The organism is Actinomyces israelii (assembly GCF_030253495.1).
Taxonomy (GTDB): Bacteria; Actinomycetota; Actinomycetes; order Actinomycetales; family Actinomycetaceae; genus Actinomyces; species Actinomyces israelii.
Genome location: NZ_CP124548.1, coordinates 1,528,444 through 1,547,731 on the forward strand (window position 1 = coordinate 1,528,444; position 19,288 = coordinate 1,547,731).

Annotated in this window: 13 protein-coding genes; 10 read left to right on the forward strand and 3 right to left on the reverse strand. The window is 64.6% G+C overall.

All coding sequences use genetic code 11. From position 1 onward, the window contains the following. Nucleotides 1-120 precede the first annotated feature (120 nt). The 10 genes from AIF0345_RS06245 (at nt 121) to AIF0345_RS06290 (ending at nt 17,257) form a co-directional block, all read left to right on the forward strand. Nucleotides 121-1,314 (forward strand): LCP family protein, encoded by a 1,194-nt coding sequence (locus AIF0345_RS06245; protein ID WP_285297676.1) that lies wholly within the window; start codon nt 121-123, stop codon nt 1,312-1,314. Between the two features lie 63 nt (nt 1,315-1,377). Next, nucleotides 1,378-2,658, forward strand: coding sequence for a UDP-N-acetyl-D-mannosamine dehydrogenase (wecC, locus tag AIF0345_RS06250; RefSeq protein WP_285297677.1), 1,281 nt, complete (start codon nt 1,378-1,380; stop codon nt 2,656-2,658). A 56-nt stretch (nt 2,659-2,714) separates the two neighbouring features. Then, entirely contained in the window at nt 2,715-5,699 is a 2,985-nt protein-coding gene (locus AIF0345_RS06255) for a bifunctional glycosyltransferase/CDP-glycerol:glycerophosphate glycerophosphotransferase (RefSeq protein WP_285297678.1), read from the forward strand. A 153-nt stretch (nt 5,700-5,852) separates the two neighbouring features. Further along, nucleotides 5,853-6,245, forward strand: coding sequence for a glycerol-3-phosphate cytidylyltransferase (gene tagD / locus AIF0345_RS06260; protein WP_285297679.1), 393 nt, complete (start codon nt 5,853-5,855; stop codon nt 6,243-6,245). After that, complete coding sequence (locus tag AIF0345_RS06265) at nt 6,245-7,645, forward strand: tetratricopeptide repeat protein (RefSeq protein WP_285297680.1); 1,401 nt, start codon at nt 6,245-6,247, stop codon at nt 7,643-7,645. The genes tagD and AIF0345_RS06265 overlap by 1 nt, the downstream gene beginning before the upstream one ends. Further along, the gene (locus AIF0345_RS06270; RefSeq protein ID WP_285297681.1) at nt 7,545-10,025 is read left to right on the forward strand and encodes a glycosyltransferase; all 2,481 of its coding nucleotides are present in this window, start codon (nt 7,545-7,547) and stop codon (nt 10,023-10,025) included. Before AIF0345_RS06265 ends, AIF0345_RS06270 begins: the two co-directional genes overlap by 101 nt. A gap of 60 nt (nt 10,026-10,085) precedes the next feature. Continuing rightward, nucleotides 10,086-11,888 carry a glycosyltransferase family 61 protein gene (locus tag AIF0345_RS06275; protein ID WP_285297682.1) on the forward strand — a complete coding sequence of 601 codons (1,803 nt, stop codon included), beginning with the start codon at nt 10,086-10,088 and terminating at the stop codon, nt 11,886-11,888. A gap of 52 nt (nt 11,889-11,940) precedes the next feature. Continuing rightward, nucleotides 11,941-13,794 (forward strand): glycosyltransferase family protein, encoded by a 1,854-nt coding sequence (locus tag AIF0345_RS06280; protein WP_311136105.1) that lies wholly within the window; start codon nt 11,941-11,943, stop codon nt 13,792-13,794. Beyond that, nucleotides 13,791-16,085: a CDP-glycerol glycerophosphotransferase family protein gene (locus tag AIF0345_RS06285; protein ID WP_285297683.1), complete on the forward strand. Its 2,295-nt coding sequence runs from the start codon at nt 13,791-13,793 to the stop codon at nt 16,083-16,085. Before AIF0345_RS06280 ends, AIF0345_RS06285 begins: the two co-directional genes overlap by 4 nt. After that, nucleotides 16,085-17,257 (forward strand): glycosyltransferase family 2 protein, encoded by a 1,173-nt coding sequence (locus AIF0345_RS06290; RefSeq protein WP_285297684.1) that lies wholly within the window; start codon nt 16,085-16,087, stop codon nt 17,255-17,257. Before AIF0345_RS06285 ends, AIF0345_RS06290 begins: the two co-directional genes overlap by 1 nt. A 32-nt stretch (nt 17,258-17,289) precedes the next feature. Here the strand turns inward: AIF0345_RS06290 and AIF0345_RS06295 are convergent, their stop codons facing one another. From AIF0345_RS06295 to AIF0345_RS06305, 3 genes are read right to left on the reverse strand one after another with little or no spacing between them, the layout of a single operon-like run. Continuing rightward, nucleotides 17,290-18,021 carry a DUF6270 domain-containing protein gene (locus tag AIF0345_RS06295; RefSeq protein WP_285297685.1) on the reverse strand — a complete coding sequence of 244 codons (732 nt, stop codon included), beginning with the start codon at nt 18,019-18,021 and terminating at the stop codon, nt 17,290-17,292. 8 nt (nt 18,022-18,029) lie between these two features. Beyond that, nucleotides 18,030-18,977: an ABC transporter ATP-binding protein gene (locus tag AIF0345_RS06300; protein WP_285297686.1), complete on the reverse strand. Its 948-nt coding sequence runs from the start codon at nt 18,975-18,977 to the stop codon at nt 18,030-18,032. Continuing rightward, nucleotides 18,961-19,083, reverse strand: coding sequence for a hypothetical protein (locus tag AIF0345_RS06305; RefSeq protein WP_285297687.1), 123 nt, complete (start codon nt 19,081-19,083; stop codon nt 18,961-18,963). The genes AIF0345_RS06300 and AIF0345_RS06305 overlap by 17 nt, the downstream gene beginning before the upstream one ends. Between the last annotated feature and the right edge of the window lie 205 nt (nt 19,084-19,288).

Consider the following 19,288-nt stretch of genomic DNA (forward strand, 5'->3'; position numbering starts at 1 on the left):
CGGGTGGCCGCTTTATGAATAGTCACAGTATAGTCACAGTTTCGGACTCTTTATGTGAGGATTCCTCGGAAGTCCGGCCACCTGCTCCGAGGGCGCCCGGCCATGTGGTGGCATAGCCACATGGTAGACAAGGCGGAGACTTCCTCCTCAGACCTCTCTGATGACGCTCCTCCTGCCAACGCCGACGCCGTTGGCCCCTCGACGACCGGCTCCGCGGCGACGGAGAAGAAGGACGCGCCCGCATCGGAGGAGCGGGAGAACAAGGAAGACGAGCCCTCTGGCGGGCGCCCCCACCGTCCCGGGCGGGGGTGGCGGGCCGCGCTGCTCTCCGTCCTCGCGATCTTCCTGGTGCTGACCCTGGCCACCGGCGGTCTCGCCCTGTGGGTGCGTCATTCACTGAGCTCCAGCCTGGAGACCATCGGGGACCCCTTCTCCAGCATCCCCACACGGGCCCCGGAGCAGCAGGTGGCCGATGGCCGGGAGGCCGCCACGAACATCCTCGTCCTGGGGACGGACTCGCGCACCAGCGCCGGTGACCCCTCCCAGTGGGAGGCCGGCGCGCAGCGCACGGACGCCATCATGATCATGCAGATCAGCGGGAACAAGAAGGACGTCTCCGTCATGTCCATTCCGCGCGACTCCTGGGTGGACGTTCCCGGGCACGGCGACGGGAAGATCAACGCCGCGTACTCCTACGGCGGGCCGTCGCTGACGATCCAGACGGTCGAGAACCTGACGGGCATCAGGATCAGCCACTTCGTCATCGCGGACTTCGAGTCGTTCCAGAACCTGACCGACGAGCTCGGCGGCGTCATCATCAACCTCAAGGAGCCCCAGACCCTCGCGGGCACGAAGTTCCCCGACGGCGCCCAGCTCCTCAACGGCAAGCAGGCGCTGGCCTACACCCGTGAGCGGAAGTCCCTGCCGGGCGGCGACTTCGATCGCGTCAAGCGCCAGCAGACGTGGATGCGCGCCATTGTCCGGCAGACTCTCACCAGCGGGACGCTGTCCAACCCGACCAGGCTCTACTCCTTCCTCAAGACCGCCACCCAGACGGTTGCGGTGGATGAGTCCTTCACCATCGATGAGATGCAGAGCCTCGCCCTGGGCCTGAACGGTCTGCGCAGCAACGACATCAACTTCATGACGGTGCCCACCAACGGCACCGGGAGGTCCCCTGATGGCCAGTCGACTGTCAAGCTCGACCCGGATGCGGACGCCCCCTTGTTCCAGGCCTTCGCCACGGACACGGTCAACGACTACCTCGAGCAGCACCCCGGTGCCGTCGAGCTGCTGCCGGCGATCGTCAGCTGATGTCGCCCTCGTCATTCCCCCGTAAGTGAAGCGGTTCACTAAATGAATCTCGGACTGGAAACCATGCCCGCTGTTGCCGTGATCGGCCTTGGACACATCGGCCTGCCGACAGCGGCGATTCTGGCCAGGGCCGGCCTGGACGTAGCCGGAGTCGACGTCACTCCGGAGCGCGTCGAGGCCGTCAACCGGGGCGAGCCGCCCTTCGCCGAGGAGGGCCTGGGGGAGGTGGTCGCCGCCCAGGTCTCGGCCGGTCGCCTGCGAGCCCGGGCTGAGACTCCTCGGGCGGACGTCTACATCGTCGCTGTACCGACGCCCTTCACGGGTGAGAACCATGAGGCGGACCTGTCCTGCGTCGAGGCGGCAGCGCGGCAGATCTCCCCAAGGCTTGCGAGTAATGCGCTCGTCATCCTGGAGTCCACATCGCCTCCGGGAACTACCGAGCACATGGCCGCGACCATCCTTGCGCGGCGCCCGGACTTGTCTTTGGACGGCAGCGGCGGGCGGGCCGTGATTCACTTCGCGCACTGCCCTGAGCGCGTACTGCCGGGACGGACCATGGCGGAGGTGGTGTCCAACGCCCGGATCATCGGCGGCCTGACTCCTCAGGCCGCCCAGAGGGCCCGGGCCTTGTATGCCGTGTTCTGCACAGGCGACCTGGTCCTCACCGATGCCCGGACCGCGGAGATGGCCAAGCTGACAGAGAACTCCTTTCGCGACGTCAACATTGCCTTTGCTAATGAGCTCTCCGTCGTCTGCGAGCGGATGGGCATTGACGTGTGGGAGCTCATCGACCTGGCGAACCGCCACCCGCGCGTCAACATCCTGCGCCCCGGACCGGGAGTGGGCGGCCATTGCATCGCAGTCGACCCCTGGTTCATCGTCTCCGCCGCACCGCAGGAGGCGCGCCTCATCCGCACGGCGCGGCAGGTCAATGACGCCAAGCCCGGGTACGTGATCGGACGGGTGCGCCAGGCCCTGGAGGGTCGGGAATCCCCAACAGTGGCGGCGCTGGGACTGACCTTCAAGGCCGACGTCGATGACCTGCGGCAGTCTCCGGCGCTGGCGATTGTTCGCGAGCTCGCGCTCTCGACGCCGGGTGCGGCGATCCTGGTGGTCGATCCGAACGTCTTCGAGCTGCCCAGCGAGCTCAAGGACCTGGACTCGGTGCGGATGACCGGGGCCCGGGAGGCGATCGCCCGGGCCGAGGTGGTGCTCCTTCTGGTGGAGCACCGCGAGTTCCGTGACCTGGACCCCGAGCTGCTGGCCGGAAAGACCATCATCGACACTCGTGGTGTATGGCGGAGAGCTCGTAGGGCCGCCCGCCCGCTCTGCACTGGCCGGTGACAGTCATGAGCCTCCGGCGTCTCGCAGGGCGGATTCGAGAAAGGACCCACCGCCCGTTGCTCAGCGTCGTCGTCCTGTGCGACGGCGCTGGGCCTCTCGCTGAGGGCGCCATACGGTCTGTCCTCAACCAGTCGTGCAAGGATCTTGAGGTCCTCGCCGTCGTCTCCGCCGAGGACGACGCGGCCGAGACCGTCACCCTGCTGGCTGCCCATGACCGGCGCATCCGCCCCGTGGCAGAAGGGGATGTCGAGGACGCGATCGGGCTTGCGCGAGGCCGTCTTCTCACCCTCGTCGACGGCCATGACTCTGTTCTGGCGGGAGCCTATGAGGTGATGACGAAGAGCCTGAAGCGCTCAGGATCGGACGCGGTGGTCGGTGAGAGCCGGTGCCTTTCAGCACTCGGCTCGAGCCGCAATCCGTCACAGGAGCATCGGGCAGTTCGCTTGGAGGATGTCCCGGATCTCCTGCGTGATCCCGTTGCCGGCACGGTCCTCGCCCGCGCAAGACTGTGGGCGACCGCGCCGGGCAGCACGGACGAGTCGCGTTCCCTGCCCGAGAGAACGATCGGGGTGCTCGTGGCCGCGGGCGCGCTCGATTCTCTTGACAACGAGGTCTATGCGTGGCGGAGCGGCTCCTCCGTTCCGGGGCCGAATGCTCGCAGTGACGCCGCAGCGCTGTGCGGTGTTGTGGAGCGGCTCGGTGCTGTCGCCTTCGGGGAGACCGAGCTGGTGCGCAGCGGACTCATGACGCACCGACTCGGCCCTGACCTGGTGAGCCTCGCCGAACGCTGCCCCCTGGAGCCGCCGGCTCTCGCGGACCGGATCCGGAAGACGGCCAGAAGCACCCTCCCCTCGGCAGAGTCCTCCATGTCCTCCATATGGGGTGGGATGAGGCTGTTGGACCGGGTTCTTCTGTGGGTCCTCGCGCATGGCAGCCGGGAGGACCTTGAGGAGGTCCTCGGCTCCCGAGCTGAGGACTCCACCTGCGTTCCGCTGGTGGCGGGCGAGGGCGGTCTGAAGGCGCAGCCTCCAGTGCTGGATCGGATCAGGGGTGTGCCGGCGCAGCTTACCGGTGTGCAAGACGCGGACCTCGTACTGCACTGCGTCATCGACTCTGTGGGGTGGAGCGGGCGGGGAGTACTGGTTGTCCGGGGCGCCGCCTACATCGAGGGTGTAGATCCCGCGGACACGGGCGCGCCGGTGATCGAGGCCGTCGGTCTGGATGGCAAGGTGCTCGCCCGCCGGACCGCGTCGCGTTGCCGGTCGCCGCAGGCGGACCTGGATGCGGGGGATCCGTGGCGCTCCTACACAGAGTCCGGTTTCACCGCCGCGGTCCCTGTGGATGAGGGGACCGTCCGCTTCCGGGCCTCCATCACGGTAGCGAACCGGGGCCTGACCCGCTGGCTGCCTGCGCCGGCGGGCTCCGGGCGATCCGTCCTGTCTCCGAGCGGGGACGGGGAATGCCGTGCTGCCCGTGGCGACGCTTATGGCTTCCTGGAAGTCGCGCCGGTCCCGTCTGGTGCCGCCGAACCGGAGGCGCATCCGGAGGGCGGCCCGCGCCACCGGGTGATTCTGACCGGAGCCTGCCTTACGAAGGGCGGCCTATTGAGACTCAGCGGGTGCGGCACGGGACTGACCGGACGCTTTGACCTGCTCCTGGTCTCCTCCCGCGGGCGGATTCGAGCAGCCGCGATGTCGGAGACGACTGGTACATGGCGAGCCGATTTCGATCTGACCGAATCGACGGTGCTGAGAGGCGCCTACTCGCTGCGCTGGGAGAGCGCAGATGCCTCAGGCAGGTGCGTGGTGGGCGGGGACCTGGACGGGCCCGCAACGGAGCTGACCGGTTCTGTGCGCAGCGCCAGGATTGTCGTGCACAGGGACGGTTCGGCTGCTGTCGCCGTGATGGCTCCGCTGACCATGACCGAACGCTCCCGGCGCGGGCATCGGCTGCTTGTGGAGCAGGACATGGGCCCACTGGTGAAAGGCGTCTTCCTGGAGTCCTTCCGCGGGCGCAGCGGGGGCGACAACCCTGCGGCGATCTGCGCCGACCTTGCCGCGCACGGGCTGGATGCACCCGTGTGGTGGTCGGTTGAGGACGGGACGGTCCCGGTTCCGCCAGGAGCAGATGCTGTTGTCGTGGGATCCGAGCCGTGGTTCCGGGCTCTGCGCACGGCGCGCGTCATCGTGACCAACGACAATCTTCCGTTCTGGTTCTCCAAGCGCGAGGGGCAGCGCCTGCTTCAGACCTGGCACGGCACTCCTATCAAGCGGCTTCTGAATGACGCCGCGCCGGGGGCGGTCTCGCTCGTCTACCGGCGGCTCATGGCCAGGCAGGTTCCCCAGTGGGATCTCCTGCTGGCCCAGGACGAGGAGGCCCGCCGTCACCTGTGCTTGGCCATGGGCTACACAGGGGACGTACTGGTGGGGGAGTACCCGCGCAATGTTGGACTGCTTGGAGGCGCCCGGGTACGACGCCGAGTTCGCGCTGAGCTGGGAGTGCCTGAGGGAAGCCCGGTGGTTCTGTATGCACCGACGTGGCGTGAGGCGCTTCGCGGCGCCGACGGGACCGGAACAGGCAGTCTCCTTGACGCCAGGACGCTGGCGCAGCGCACGGGAACCATCGTTCTTGTCCGCAGCCATCACATGAACAGGCTGCAGGCGGAACGGGATGACAGCAGGCATGTGGTGGATGTGAGCCAGTACCCCCGGTTGGAGGACCTCATGCTGGCGGCGGACGTTCTCGTCACCGACTACTCAAGCATCGTGTTCGACTTCCGACTCACCGGCAAGCCCATCGTTGTCTACGTCCCGGACCTGGAGCGCTACCGGAACGTGGAACGCGGCCTCTACGGCGGGTGGCCGGAGCGAGCAGGATGGCCGTGGACGTGCACGCAATCACAGCTCGTGGATACGCTCAGCAAGACGGTTGAGGACTTTCCCTGGCCTGTGGGGCGCGTGGATCCGGCCCCCATTATGAAGAACCTGGGACGAGTCCGTCGATGGATATTGGCATCGCTCGACGTGCAGGAGACAATATGATTAGCCGTCATCTTGCTCGCGTCGTGACATATATCTCGGATGCTGTCGCGCCCGCCTCCGGGCAGGACAGTGCGCGGGAGTTGCGAAATAATAACAGCGGCGTTCCGCGTCTCCGTGCGCGGGTGCGCCGACCTGACCTCGCTAGGAACCACTATGAAGCGCGTCATCACCTACGGCACCTATGACCTGCTGCACTACGGTCACATCGAGCTGCTGAGACGCGCCAAGGCCCTGGGCGACTACCTCGTGGTGGTGCTGTCGAGCGACGAGTTCAACGCGGGCAAGGGGAAGAGGGCATATTTCTCCTACGAAGAGCGCAAGACGATGCTGGAGGCCATCCGGTATGTGGATCTCGTGGTACCGGAGATGTCCTGGGAGCAGAAGCCCGAGGACGTGAAGAAGTACGCGATCGACGTCTTCGTCATGGGAGACGACTGGACCGGCAAGTTCGACGGGCAGCTCGCGGGCCTGTGCGATGTCGTTTATCTTCCCCGCACGCCCGAGATCTCGACGACCCAGATCAAGAACGACATGCAGGAGAGATAATGACGGCACGTGGAGGTATCGCGGGACGGGCTGTCACGGCGCAGTCAAGATTCAGGAGATCTCTCCGTCGCGTCGCGTCGCGTTCATGGTGGCTGTATAAAGCCGGTAATCGTGCTCTTGAGCGGGGTGACCTGAGTCTGGCCATTGAGCGAATAAACAAGGCATGTTCGATGGTTCCTGAACGAGCATCATGGTTGCAACGGCTCGGTTTTGTCAAGGAACGTGACGGCCGCGCAGAGGAGGCGCTTGAGGACTATGAGAAGGCCATCAATATAGATCCCGGGCATGCGGAGTGGTTTTATCGTTCCGCCGTATGTAAACGTAAATTGAGTAGGTACGATGAGGCTGCGGCAGATCTTGAGATCGCAATTGCCCTGGACCCGAACCATGCGCGCGCCCGGAAGGCGCTGGTGGGTGTTGCTGCTTTCATCGGCACCGACTGGCGTAGGTGCGGCCTGCTCGAGGCCGCCGATCGCGGGAGCCGGGACGCCGAGGCGCATCTTGCCTACTGCCGCGCGCTATTCGGCATGCGCCGGTATCTTGCCGTGATTAATTCGCTCGATATCGATCGGCTTGAGGGGGATGACAGGAAGGCTGCATGTATTATTCTTGCGCGTTCTCACCTTCAGCTGGAGAACGTGGCGGAAGCGTATGACCTGCTTAGCGACATCTCCGGCTCCAAGGAGAGCCCGGCGAAGTATATCGAAGATGTAGGTGACTGGCGCGGGGCCGAGAAGCTCTATCGTCATGCATGGAAATCGGGTATCCGTGATGCTGGCACCGCCTTCGGCCTTGCTTTTTCGCTAGACCGCCAGTACATGTGGAAGGAGGCTAACAAATGGTATCCTAGGGCAATCACGATGGCGTCAGGCAAGAAGCCTTACTGGAACTACAAGTATGGGCACTCTCTGGAAAGGCTCGGAGAGTATGATCTTGCTGCGTCCGCGTACAGCTACGCATTACATATAGGCGGGAACAAGCAGAAGGACTGGAAATTCCGACTCGGTACCTGCCTGTACGAGCTTGGACAGTATGAGGCGGCACTCGTCCCTCTGGAGGACTGGTGCGGTCCGAGTGCCCACGTGCCGCATTCGGCGGCTCTCGAGGCCTCAGATATGGTGCTTCGGTCGTTTGCGCACCGGTCGCATCTGTATCTTGCCCAGGATGATCTTCGTCAACGACCCATAATGGAGCTTGCCTTGGCGCGAGAGCGCCGAGCGTTAGGCGACTATGAGGGGGCGATGAACCACTACCTTAAATGTGCCAGGTCCTCGGCAGAGGTCGACCTTGCTGTCTCGCGTGAGATCTCAGATTTCATGGCCTCACAGTACCAGTACAAGGAACCAGTACAAGGAGGCGTGCGAGCTACTTCTTTCTTCACGGGAGTTCAGGAGGCCTGACGGAATACCGCTTAAGAACCTCATAAAGTCGAAGTATCAGCGTCGACGTTTTCGTTACGTGGAGTATCGTGAGCGTGAGGCGGTGGATCATGATGTTGTTCTCTTTGAGTCTTTCTGGGGAAAGAAGATCTCCGACAACCCGCTGGCGATCTATCTTGAGATGAGGAGCGACCCACGTTTCTCTCACTGCAGATTCTACTGGACCGTGACGGAGTCCACCACGATCCCGTCTGCCCTGAATGGTGATGACCGTACGTTCGTTGTGCCATATGGCTCTTCTCTCTACGAACGGCTCCTGGCTACAGCTGGAGTGCTGATTAACAACACCTCGTTCGTGGAGTACTTTGCTCGTAGGGATGGGCAGGAGTACATTAACACGTGGCACGGAACTCCATTGAAGACTCTTGGGAAGCGGATCGGAACTGGGGTCTTGGAGCACGCTAACGTGACGCATAATTTTTTGAACTGCACATTACTGTACCTTCCCAACGAGCATACGGCTCACTCCATCGTTCGTGACTATGACCTCGAAGGACTGTACTCCGGGGAAATCATTGTCGGAGGCTCCCCTCGGCTGGACCGACTTGTGAGCACGAGGAAGAACGGACGCCAGGACCTGCTGAGCTCACTGGGCATCGATGACCGCGGTGAGCAGATTGTTTTCTATGCGCCGACATGGAGAGGATCCGCGGACGAGCGATCGATGGATGTTGAGGGGGCTCAGTCTGCTATCCGTGCAATGGCTTCTGTCTCGAACGTCATACTGCTGTTTCGTTCTCACCATCTTGCTGAGTCGGCGATCGGCGAGGTTGAGGGTGCGGTCATCGTCCCAAGCGAGATCGATACGTACGATGTGCTTCGAGGTGCAGATGTTCTTGTGACAGATTACTCCAGTCTGCTGTTTGACTATCTTTCCACTGGCCGCCGAGTCATATCATATGCTCCAGACATTTCCGAGTACGAGGCGGAACGTGGCCTTTATCTACTGCCAAGTGACGTCATTTCTGACGCTGTGACAACGGTCGATGAGTTGAAGAGGCTGCTGGGGGACAGGGGATTTGAGCCCGATAAGAGATACCTGGAATCAAGAAACATCTATTGCGGCATGGAGGACGGGGGCGCATCAGTAAGAGTTCTTGATTGGATCCAGGGACGTTGGGCGAAGACTGAGTCTACCGTGACTGCTGCTGATTCTAGAAGAACGCTGGTATTTGCCGAATCGTTGGTTCCCAACGGAATCCGGAGTTCGATGTTCAATCTGTTCTCAAATCTCGGTGGATCAAAATACAGAATTTATGTCGCTCTTAACGCCGTTGATGTAGCGCATGATGAAAGCCGGGCCGCTGCTGTGCGCTCCTTGAACAAAAATTATGGCTTTCTAGGGAGAAACGGGCAGATGCTGGTCTCTCTTGAGGAGGCGTGGGTGCTGTCGCATTATTCTGCTAACTTTGGTGCGATATCTGAGCCTCTTCGTAACTACGTGCGAGTTGCCTACAGGCGCGAGTTCAGGCGCGTCTTCGGGGCGCCCCGTGATGTTACGTTTATTGACTTTGAAGGATACTCAAGGTTTTGGAACGCTCTATTTGCCTATGGTCCGCCACCTGGTAGCTCGAACATGGTTGTTCTTCATAATCAGATCAGACGTGAGATTGATGTCCGACTTCCTTACCTTGCAGAGATCGCCAGAATGTATGAAGATTTTGACGTTGTTGCATCGGTGGCTGACGCGATCTTCGATGAAAACGCCGAGCTTGCTCGGAGCATGAATCCACGTCATGATGCGCGAATGACGGTGGTTCATAACAGCCTCAATATCGATAAGATCAGGGAGGAGGCAGCCAGCGGTGAGAGTCTTTGGGACGCTGTCCCAAGCGATGGGCCACGTATCGTCACCGTTGGCCGGTTATCGCCGGAGAAGAACCACGAACTGCTTCTGCGATCGATGAGCGTACTGCATGCGCGTCTTCCTGATGCGCATCTTATGATCGTGGGGTCGGGGCCGATGGAGATGCGGCTGAAGGCGTTGTCAGCATCTCTTGGCGTGTCCGACTATGTCCATTTCTCAGAGTTTGTCAGCGAGCCCGCAGCAACAATCGCTGCGTCAGACCTGTTTGTGATGCCTTCTCTTCATGAAGGTCAGCCCATGGTTATTTTCGAGGCGATGACACTGGGAATTCCTGTGCTGACGTCTCCGGTGCCTGGTTCGGCGGAGGCTGTGGCGATGGGTACAGGAGAAGTTGTTGCAACCGACCCAGAGGTCTTTGCCGAGGCGATGGAGCGCTGGGTGAATAGGTCTTCTGTTTCGTCATTTGATGCGGACGACTATAACAGGAGGGCGGTGAAGGAGTTTCAGTCGGCGATTAGACAGGTGGATAAGTAGCTCCGCACGGGGACTACCGTTGCCATCCTACATCGGGGAAGGTAAATCACGATGAGAGAAATGAGCACTTCTGTCGGAAATTACTCTTCTGATCTGGACTCGATCGGGCGCCTGGTCGGGGCAGACGAGTCTTCCTCGGTCAGAGGTTACTTGCGCTGCTACCAGAAGATGTTCGAGGACTTTGTCGATAGAGGGGCTCGGGTCGGAATTCTTGGGGCTAATGGTGCCGAGAAGCTGGCAGCAGCGCTGGGGGCCTGGCGCCCAGATCTCCGTGTGACTTTATTGCATCTTGGGGGATCTTGTCTCGATGAGGATCTCGTCGGCCGATGCCGGAGTGTTGAGGTTGTAGCGGTTGACCGGGTGGAGGATGCAGGGTCTTTTCTGATATCCAAGGGCGACTGGGATGTCCTGGTAGAGGCGGGCAGGAACCTTCGCCACGAAAAAAGATTTGCATTCTCGAGCCTGTTCTGGAGCCTGCGAGAGGGAGGGCTTTATTTTGTTGAAGACCTTCATGCGGTGAGTGTGCCGGCTCTGTGCGACTCTGAGGAGCCGGACGTTCTGGAGGAGATTTTCTCGTTGGTCGACGATCGTCGTCGTATTTTCGACGATCGAAAGTTGCGGGGCTCTCGTGCGGAATTAAGCGAGTCGATCGGCTTCGCGCACATTGAAGGGACGTTAGCGGTTGTTCAGAAGCGTTTCCGTCATCTTATGAAGGTCTCGGAGGATACGTTGTCCTCGCCGGAGGTGAAGGAGCGCCTTGGAGAGTGGAGCCCAGTTGTCCTGTTTCGTAGGGAGGCTGAGAGGTTTGTCTCCCGGGCTGTTTACTGGTCTAATGTTCCTGGCTATCGTGAGCGATATCCAGAGGCGTTCGACGTCCCTCCGTTGGAAGTGCGTCGGTACGAGGACGTTGACGTCTATCCGAGACAGGTTGTGGTGCGAGGAAATGTTTTCCTTCCCGAAACTTTTAGGCTTTTTCGAAAGAAGTATCTTTCTAATAGTCGTCTGAGAGACGCGAGTCCGTTGTTTGCGCGGGGGCCGTCTATTCCGTCTCGACGACTGGAAGGTGATTTTTTCTATCTTGACTCAGAATTCATCGATACCTATGGGCATACGACGACTGAGTTGCTTGGAAGAGTGTGGGGGTTCGATCTGGCTCGTGAGTCGCAGCCTGGTCTGCGGGTTCTGGTGTCGTCCTCACGAGGGTGTGGGCTCGAGGACCTGAGGCCATGGGTGCCTCGTTTTCTGGAAGCGGCGGGCATTCCTGCGGACAGGATTGAGGTGTTTAACGGACCTGTTGCGGTTGAGCGATTATTTTCCTGTACTCCGATGTTCTCTAACTTAGGTTACGTGGCGCCCGGTATTGTCGATGTCTGGTCTAGGGTCGCCGATGCTCTTGCCGCCGATGGCCGGGCCGGCACTAAGTCCGCTGTAGAGTTCGGGGATCGCATATTTGTGGCCCGACCCGAGGGGCACGTGAGGAAATGCCGAAACGCGGCCGAGGTAGAGTCTTTGTTTCGGCGTAGTGGTTTTGACGTTGTTCATCCTGAAATGTTTGACCTGTCGGATCAGGCAAGGCTTTTTCGAAGCGCTTCAGTGGTTGCGGGATATGGGGGGAGCGGTCTTATAAACTCGTTGATGTCCCGGCCGGGAATTACCAGGATTATAATCGCACCGGAGACGTATAATGCGATTAATGAGGCCCTGATCGCGTCTGCTCTCGGCGGGAAAAGCTATTATTTTTATTGCGATGCAGAAATTCCTCACCCTGTTTCGGGGTGGAGCCAGCAGGCGTTTGGCTCTCCTTTCACTTTCGATTTCAAGCGAGATGGTGAAGCGTTACGGTCGGTGATTGAGGATGTTTAGGAGAGTTGCACGGTCTCTTCGTGTCCCCCTGTGGCACCTGCGCCACGGAGGCTTGACCGGGCTCAAGGAGTACCGGCGGCGCCGGCGGGCCTCGGCGTGGGCCCGACCGGCCAGGCGTCGTCGCGGGCGCAGGGGGGAGGCCGCCTTCGCAGAGTGGCCCGTCCCCGACCCGTCGTCGGCTGCTGGTCGGCACGACGTCACGGTGGGCGTCATCGCCGACGAGTTCACCGCGCTCGCCCTCCAGTACGAGTGGCGCGCTGTGCCGCTCACGCCCAACCGGTGGCGCGAACAGGTCGGGGACACGCCCATCGACTTCCTCTTCGTCGAGTCGGCCTGGCACGGCAACGCCGATGCCTGGCGCTACCAGGTCATCGGTCCCAGGGGCCCGTCCGCGCACCTCCAAGACATGGTTGCCGCCCTGCGCTCTGCGGGCGTCCCCACCGTCTTCTGGAACAAGGAGGACCCCGCCCACTACGAGGAGGCCATCGACACCGCCCGGCTGTTCGACTGGGTCTTCACCACCGATGAGACGCTCCTGGACCGCTACCGGCACGACCTCGGCCACAATCGCGTCGATACCCTGCCCTTCGCCGCCCAGCCCGCCATCCACAACCCCGTCCGGCTCCTCGGCGACGACGGCCGCCCGGCCCCGCTGCGGGACATCGCCTTCGCCGGCATGTACTTCGACCACAAGTACCCCGAGCGCCGCGCACAGATGGAGATCCTTCTCGGCGCAGCCGTCGACGCGTCGCCTCGACTGGCCACAGGCTTGGACATCTTCTCCCGTTACCTGGGAACCGATCCCGCTTACCAGTTCCCCGCCCCCTACGACGCCCACGTGCGCGGCTCCCTCAGCTATCCCCAGATGCTCAGCGCCTATCGCGGGTACAAGACCTTCCTCAACGTCAACTCCGTCGTCTCCAGCCCCTCCATGTTCGCCCGACGCATCCTGGAGATCACGGCCTGCGGCACCCCGGTGGTCACCACCCCGAGCGTCGCCACAGGAAAATTCCTGCCCGCTGGCGCTCTCGCCGTCGTCGAAGACCGCGACCAGGCCCAGCACGTCCAGCGGGCCCTGGTCTTCAACCCCGCCCTGCGCGACCGCATGACCTACCTCGCCCGGCGTGAGATCTGGAGCCACCACACCTACAGCCACAGGGTGGACGCCGTCCTGACCGCCATCGGCATGAGGGAGAGGACCTGTCGGCAGCCCACTATCGCCCCTCTCATCTCCACGATCCGGCCTCGGCAGGTCCCGCACGTCCTGGACACCCTTGCCGCGCAGAAGCAGGTTGCCCAGCAGCCCATCGTCGTCACTCACGGCTTCACCCCCGATCCGGCGCTCACGGAGCGCGCCCGAGACCTCGGTCTGGGCATCGACTGGATCGAGGCCCCCGCTTCCACCACTCTCGGCGCCAACTACAACCTCATGCTCGACCACGTCGATGCCGACTACATCGCCAAGATGGACGACGACGACCTCTACAGCGACCACTACCTCTTCGAGGCCCTCGCCGCCGCCGACTACGCCCGCGCCGAGGTCGTCGGCAAGCACGCCCACTACGTGCACCTCGCCGCGGAGGACATCACCGTCCTTCGTTTCCCCGACTGGGAGCACCGCTACAGCACCTTCGTCTCCGGCCCCACCATCGTCGCCCGTACCGACCTCGCCCGGCAGGTCCGCTTCCCCGACACCACCACCGGCGAGGACACCGCGTTCCTCAAGGGCTGCACCGAGGCCGGAGCCCGTATCTACTCCGCAACCCGCTTCGGCTTCGTCCAGCGCCGCAGAGCCTCGAGCGCCTCGCCCGCCCATACCTGGGACATCTCCAGCGCCGAGATCCTCTCCACCGCCACCGTCAGCCACTGGGGCCCGCCCAACGAGACGGAGGTGCCCGGCTCATGAGCGCGCCGCCCCTCCGCGTCCTGATCTTCGGCGCCGGAGACGCCCGGGCCACCCGCGGCAGCCTCCTGTCCGACACCCATCCCGAGGCCGAGGCGGTCATCTGCCCCGATCCGGAGGCCGTGTCCCGAGCGCTCGCCGGTCTGGACGGCGGACGGGTCCTCCTCGTGCGCGCCGGTGATACCGCGGAGGCCGGATACCTCGCCGCCCTGCCCCGGTCCCGGGCACGTACCGTCCTCACCCGTACCCTGACCACCTGGCCCGACGGCGCCCAGGACGACAGGCCCCTGGGGTGGCGCTTCGCCTCCGGCAGCCGCACCGTCGACCTCACCGCCGAGCCCCACGTCTTCCCCGACACCATCAGCGGAGTCCTGCTCACCGTCCCCCGCAGCGGCCTGCCCGCCTGGGACGGCGCCGGCGGCCCCGACGACGGGATCGGAACCCTCATCCGACACATCACCGCCACCGGCAACCGCCTTCACCTCCACGACGGACCCGCCATCGTCCTCCAGGCCGCCGGCAGCCCCGGGCCCTGGGCGAGCATCGAGCACTACCGGCGCCTGCTGGGCGTTTTCATCCCCGACTGGCTCCAGGCCGCCGGCCCTGCTCCCTCCTGGGTGCACCAGCTCGTCATCCGGCGCCTCATCCAGGTCACCGACGCCGATCGCGGACTGCGCTACGCCGCCCAGCGCCTCACCGCCGCGCAGCGCAGCGAGGTCGCCCTCCTCCTGCGCGGGGCCCTGGCGCGCATCCCCGCCCACGAGATCGAGGCCTACAGCTCCACGCCGCTCGCCCTCAACCGCCGCGCGGCCCTCCTCGCCGCCGTGGGCGCCCCCCTTCCCGACCCCATCCTGCCCTCCGCCCACAGCTTCCGACCCGACCGGCAGGTCACCTACTTCCACGCCGGCCCCACCCCCCGCGAGAGGTGGGCGGTCGACGGCGCTCCCGCCGCACCCACCTGCACCAAGACCGTCGACCACACCTACTTCGACGATGTTGTCGTCCACGAGCGCATCATCTGGCTCCCCGCAGGAGCGGTGACCGTCACCCTCAACGGGCAGGAACGACGCGTCGCCCCCTACCCGGGCATGAGAAGGCCCCCGACCCCGCCGCCGGGCCCGGGGCGGCGCGCCGCCCAGCAGGCCGCCCGGCTTCGTCGTCGCGCCTCACGGATCCTGCGCCGACTCGTTCCCGCAGGGGGCGCGTCAGACAAACCCGCCGCGGCGCTCACCGGCCCCAGGGCCCCTGCTCGCACCGCACCGGCGCAGACGTCCCCCATATGGCTCTACATGGACCGGCACGACTCCGCCGGAGACAACGCCGAGCCCCTCTACCGCCACGCACGCGAGCACGCTCCCGGCATCCGCCACCTTTTCGCCATCGAGCGCGCCAGCCCCGACTGGGCGCGTCTGGCCTCCGAGGGTTTCAACCTCGTTGACCCCACCGAGGCGTCCTTCACCTCGACGTGGCAGCAGGCCGGCACGCTCCTGCTCGCCGATGTCGGCGACCCCGTCATCAGCCACCGGCTCGCCTCGGGTCGAACGCGGGGCGATCAGCGCGTCGTCTTCCTCCAGCACGGCATCACCATGCGGGACATGTGGCGGTGGTTCAACCTCATGCGCCTCGACGTCGTCCTGGCCGCCACCCCCGCCGAGTACGAGGGCCTCACCGCCGATCACACCTCCTACACGCTCACCAAGCGGGAGGTCTGGCTCACCGGCTTCCCCCGCCACGACCTGCTTCACCCTCTCCTGGGACGCGACCGCGACCGCGTCCTGCTCGCCCCCACCTGGAGCCCGGAAATCTTCCGCGCCATCGACACCGGCGCCCCGGCCGACCCGCTCCTGGACGACTTCTACCGTCCTTGGCTGGGCCTCGCCCGCGCAGCACGGCGCGCGGGGCGCAGGCCCGTGCTCTTCGCCCACCCCAAGCTCGCACTCCTGGCCCCCGACTGGTTCGCCGAGCTCGATGCCGAGACCACCACGGGGCGTGACGTGCCCGACCAGCTCTCCCGCTCCTGGGCCGTGGTCTCCGACCGCTCCTCCATTCTCGACGACGGCATGGTGCTCGGCGCCGTCGGCGTCGTGTGGGACCCCCGCGGCGACCCCGACACCGACCGCTACCGCGCCAGGCACGAGGCCGCGGGCGCCCTGGGTGCCGACAGCGCCGCACAGGCGCTCTCCGCCATCGACGCCGCGGCCGCGGAGCGAGTCACCGCACCGCCCGGGCTCATCGTCCCCGATGCGGGCGCCTGCGCGCGCGTCACGGCCCGCCTCCTGGAGAGCACGATCTGATGCGACTGCTCACCCCCCGCCCACCTCGGGTCAGCCTCATCAGCGCTGTCTACGGAGTCGCCCGATACCTCCCGCGCTTCCTGGACTCCCTCGACGCCCAGGTTCACCCTCACGACCGGCTCCAGGTGGTTCTCGTCCTGGACGGCGCCTGCGACGACTCGCCCAGCATCTGCAGGACGTGGGCGGCCGCGACCGACATCGACGCCCTGGTCATTGAAATCGACAACGGCGGGCAGGGGCGCGCCCGCAACCTCGCCCTGACCCGGGCCGACGGGAGCTGGATCGGATTCCCCGACCCCGATGACTGGCTCGCTCCCGACTTTCTCTCACGTCTGCTCTCGTCGCGCGGACTCGGAGACATACTCCTGGTCGGTCGCACGATCATCGACCAGGGTGGGCGCGAGACCGCCCACCCCCTCGACTTCCGCTTTCAGAATGGCACTATCAGGGTCGATGCCGCCCGCCTGCCCCAGGCCATCCAGCTCTCCGTCCACGAGTGCCTTATCCGCGGCAAGGAGGCCCGTTCCGCTTGCTTCCCCGAGGACCGGGAGGCTCCCACCTTTGAGGACGCCCTCTACCTGGGACGCATCCGCGCCCGCAACCAACGGATCACCTGCGTGCCCGCCGCCGTCTACCACTACGAGAAACGCTCCTCGGGAGACTCCGCCGTCCAGGCCGCCTGGAGCCGCCCTGGCCGTTACACGACGCAGTTCCGCACCCGCTACCACCCCTATCTCGATGTCACCGGCGCCGCCGCCTGGGCGCAGCAGACCATCCTGTACGACCTGGGCTGGTACGCGGGCACTGTCGACCGCGGCCAGATGCCCACCGAGCCCGAGGGACTCGGAGCCGAGCACGCCGGCCTCATGCGAGAGCTCGTCCGCAGGCTCGACCCCCGCCAGATCCTCCGCAGCCCTTGGGGGCACCTCAGCGCCGGCGCCCGCGCCCGGATGCTTCTGTGGCACGACGCCCCCGAGGTCGCGATCGTGCGAGACGGCGCCGTCGTGCAGCTCTACACCCCGGACGCCCGCACCTGGGACGCGGAGCCGGTGGACTACGCGGGAGTCCCCGTCGGATACCGAGTCACCGGGCAGGATGCCGAGCGGCTCTACTCCGGGGGTGAAGCGCCGCGTGTTCCGGTCTGGCCGCGCCGGCCCCGGCTCGCGCCCTGAGACCCGCCAGGCAGCAGGTGCCACCGGCGGGCCTACTGTGCGCCGCGCCGCGCCTCGACGGCGTCCGCCACCCACTCGTAGAGACCCGGGGTGTAGTGAAATGGGGCGGCCCCCCAACGATGCCTCGTGTCCGCGACGACCAGCTCGTCGGGGACGCGCAGCACCGGGACGGGAAGCTCTTTCCGCACATTCTCCACATACTCGGCGATTATGCAGTTCGCTTCCTGAGCCGTCAGGCCCCAGCTCGATACGGTCGGCTCTCCCGCAGCGGTCCGCAGCGCCCATGGCGCATTGAGCAGGACCGTTCGTTCCAGCAGGCCGTGGCGCTCCAGAACGGCTCGGAAACGGGGGAGCGCCCGCTCCCACCGGTGGAGGTGCTCATCGGTGCCCAGCTCGAGGAGCCGGCCGCTGGCCCACTCGTAGAGGCCGGCGGCCATGCCCTCCGTGGAACGGGTGAGGAAACATCCCGGCACCGTCTCGATGACCCCCAGGCGCTCGTCGGTGAGGTCCCACAGGAGAAGGTCGGTGCGGTCGGCCGCCTCGGCCAGCTGCGCCTCCAGATCTCCGGCCGCGTCGCTGAGGAAGGAGCGCCGGACGAATGCCGAGGCGAGGACGCCCAGGTCCAGGTCGCTGACATCAGCGCTGGTGCCCGCGCTGATGAGGGACTGCCTGGCGATGTACCGCTCCACGCTCCAGCCGCGGCCCTCGAGCACGCTGGCAGCGTCCCTGCTCACGCAGGAGCCGTAGACCGTGAGTCTGGCCATTGGGGCGCTCAGCCCTGCACCGCGTGCCGCATGGGGAGCATGCGGCTGTCGGAGCGCTGGATGCGGGGCGGGGTCGGAGCCCACTTCTCCCGGCAGCCGGCGAGTATCTTGTCCGCCTTCTCCGGCTCGTTCTTGGCGATATTCCACGACCACCACCGGTAGTCGTGGGCGATCTCCGGACCGGGGCCGTCGCCGATGAGCGCCCCGTCCATGAGCCACAGGGCGCGCGTGCACATCTCCTCGATGACCTGAGCCGCGTGGTTGACGATGAAGACGGTGCCGGCGTTCTGCCGCAGCTGCGTCATCTTGTTCTCGCTGCGCTCCTTGAAGGCGGCGTCGCCCGTGGACAGGGCCTCGTCGATGAGAAGGATGTCGGGGTTCGAGGCCGCGGCGATCGCGAAGCGCAGACGGGAGGCCATGCCCGAGGAGTAGGTCTTCATCGGCCGGTAGATGCTCTTGCCGATTCCGGCCAGCTCGACAATATCGGGCAGGACCGCCTCCGTCTCCGCGCGGCTCAGCCCCATGGCCAGGCAGCCCAGGCGCACGTTCCGCTCACCGGACAGGTCCGGGACCAGGGCCGCGTTGACCCCCAGGAGCACAGGATTGGAGCGGGCGGAGACAAAGCCGGAGCGCGGCGTCTCCAGGCCGGCGATAATCCGCAGGAGAGTGGACTTCCCAGACCCATTGCGCCCCAGGATCCCGATCGACTGCCCGGCGCGGGCCACGAAGGAGACCCCCTTGAGGGCGTCCACCGTCACCTTCGGCTTCTGGCCCGTCAGGCGCAGAAAGACCTTCCGTCCCAGGGAGGCCTCACGGAAGTCCGCAGCATCCGTCGACGGCGCCCGGTAGCGGACCCGCACGTTCTCGGCGACCACGGTGACAGGAGGAACGGCGGTCTCAGGCCGGGCGGCGTCGTCCGGCGTGGACGCGCCCGCCTCCTCAGCGCTCTGCGCCATAGGACTCCTCCTTCTCCCAGAAGAACACGTAGCCGATGGCGCTCAGCCCCACCGCCCACGCGATGAGGATCCTCCACATGCGGGCATCCGGGACCGTCTGGTACAAGATGACATCGCGATACATGGCGATGGTGAGGTATGGCTGGAATTAAACAAAATGACATTCTGGGGCAGCTGCTGCGGGATTCCTGGTTGGCGTCTGCGGAGCACCTCGTATAAGATAGTCTCATGCAGATCGACATGACGGACGAGGAACGGGACATCCTCATCAGGTGGAAGAAGCGCTCGGACACCTACAGGCTGGTGAGAAT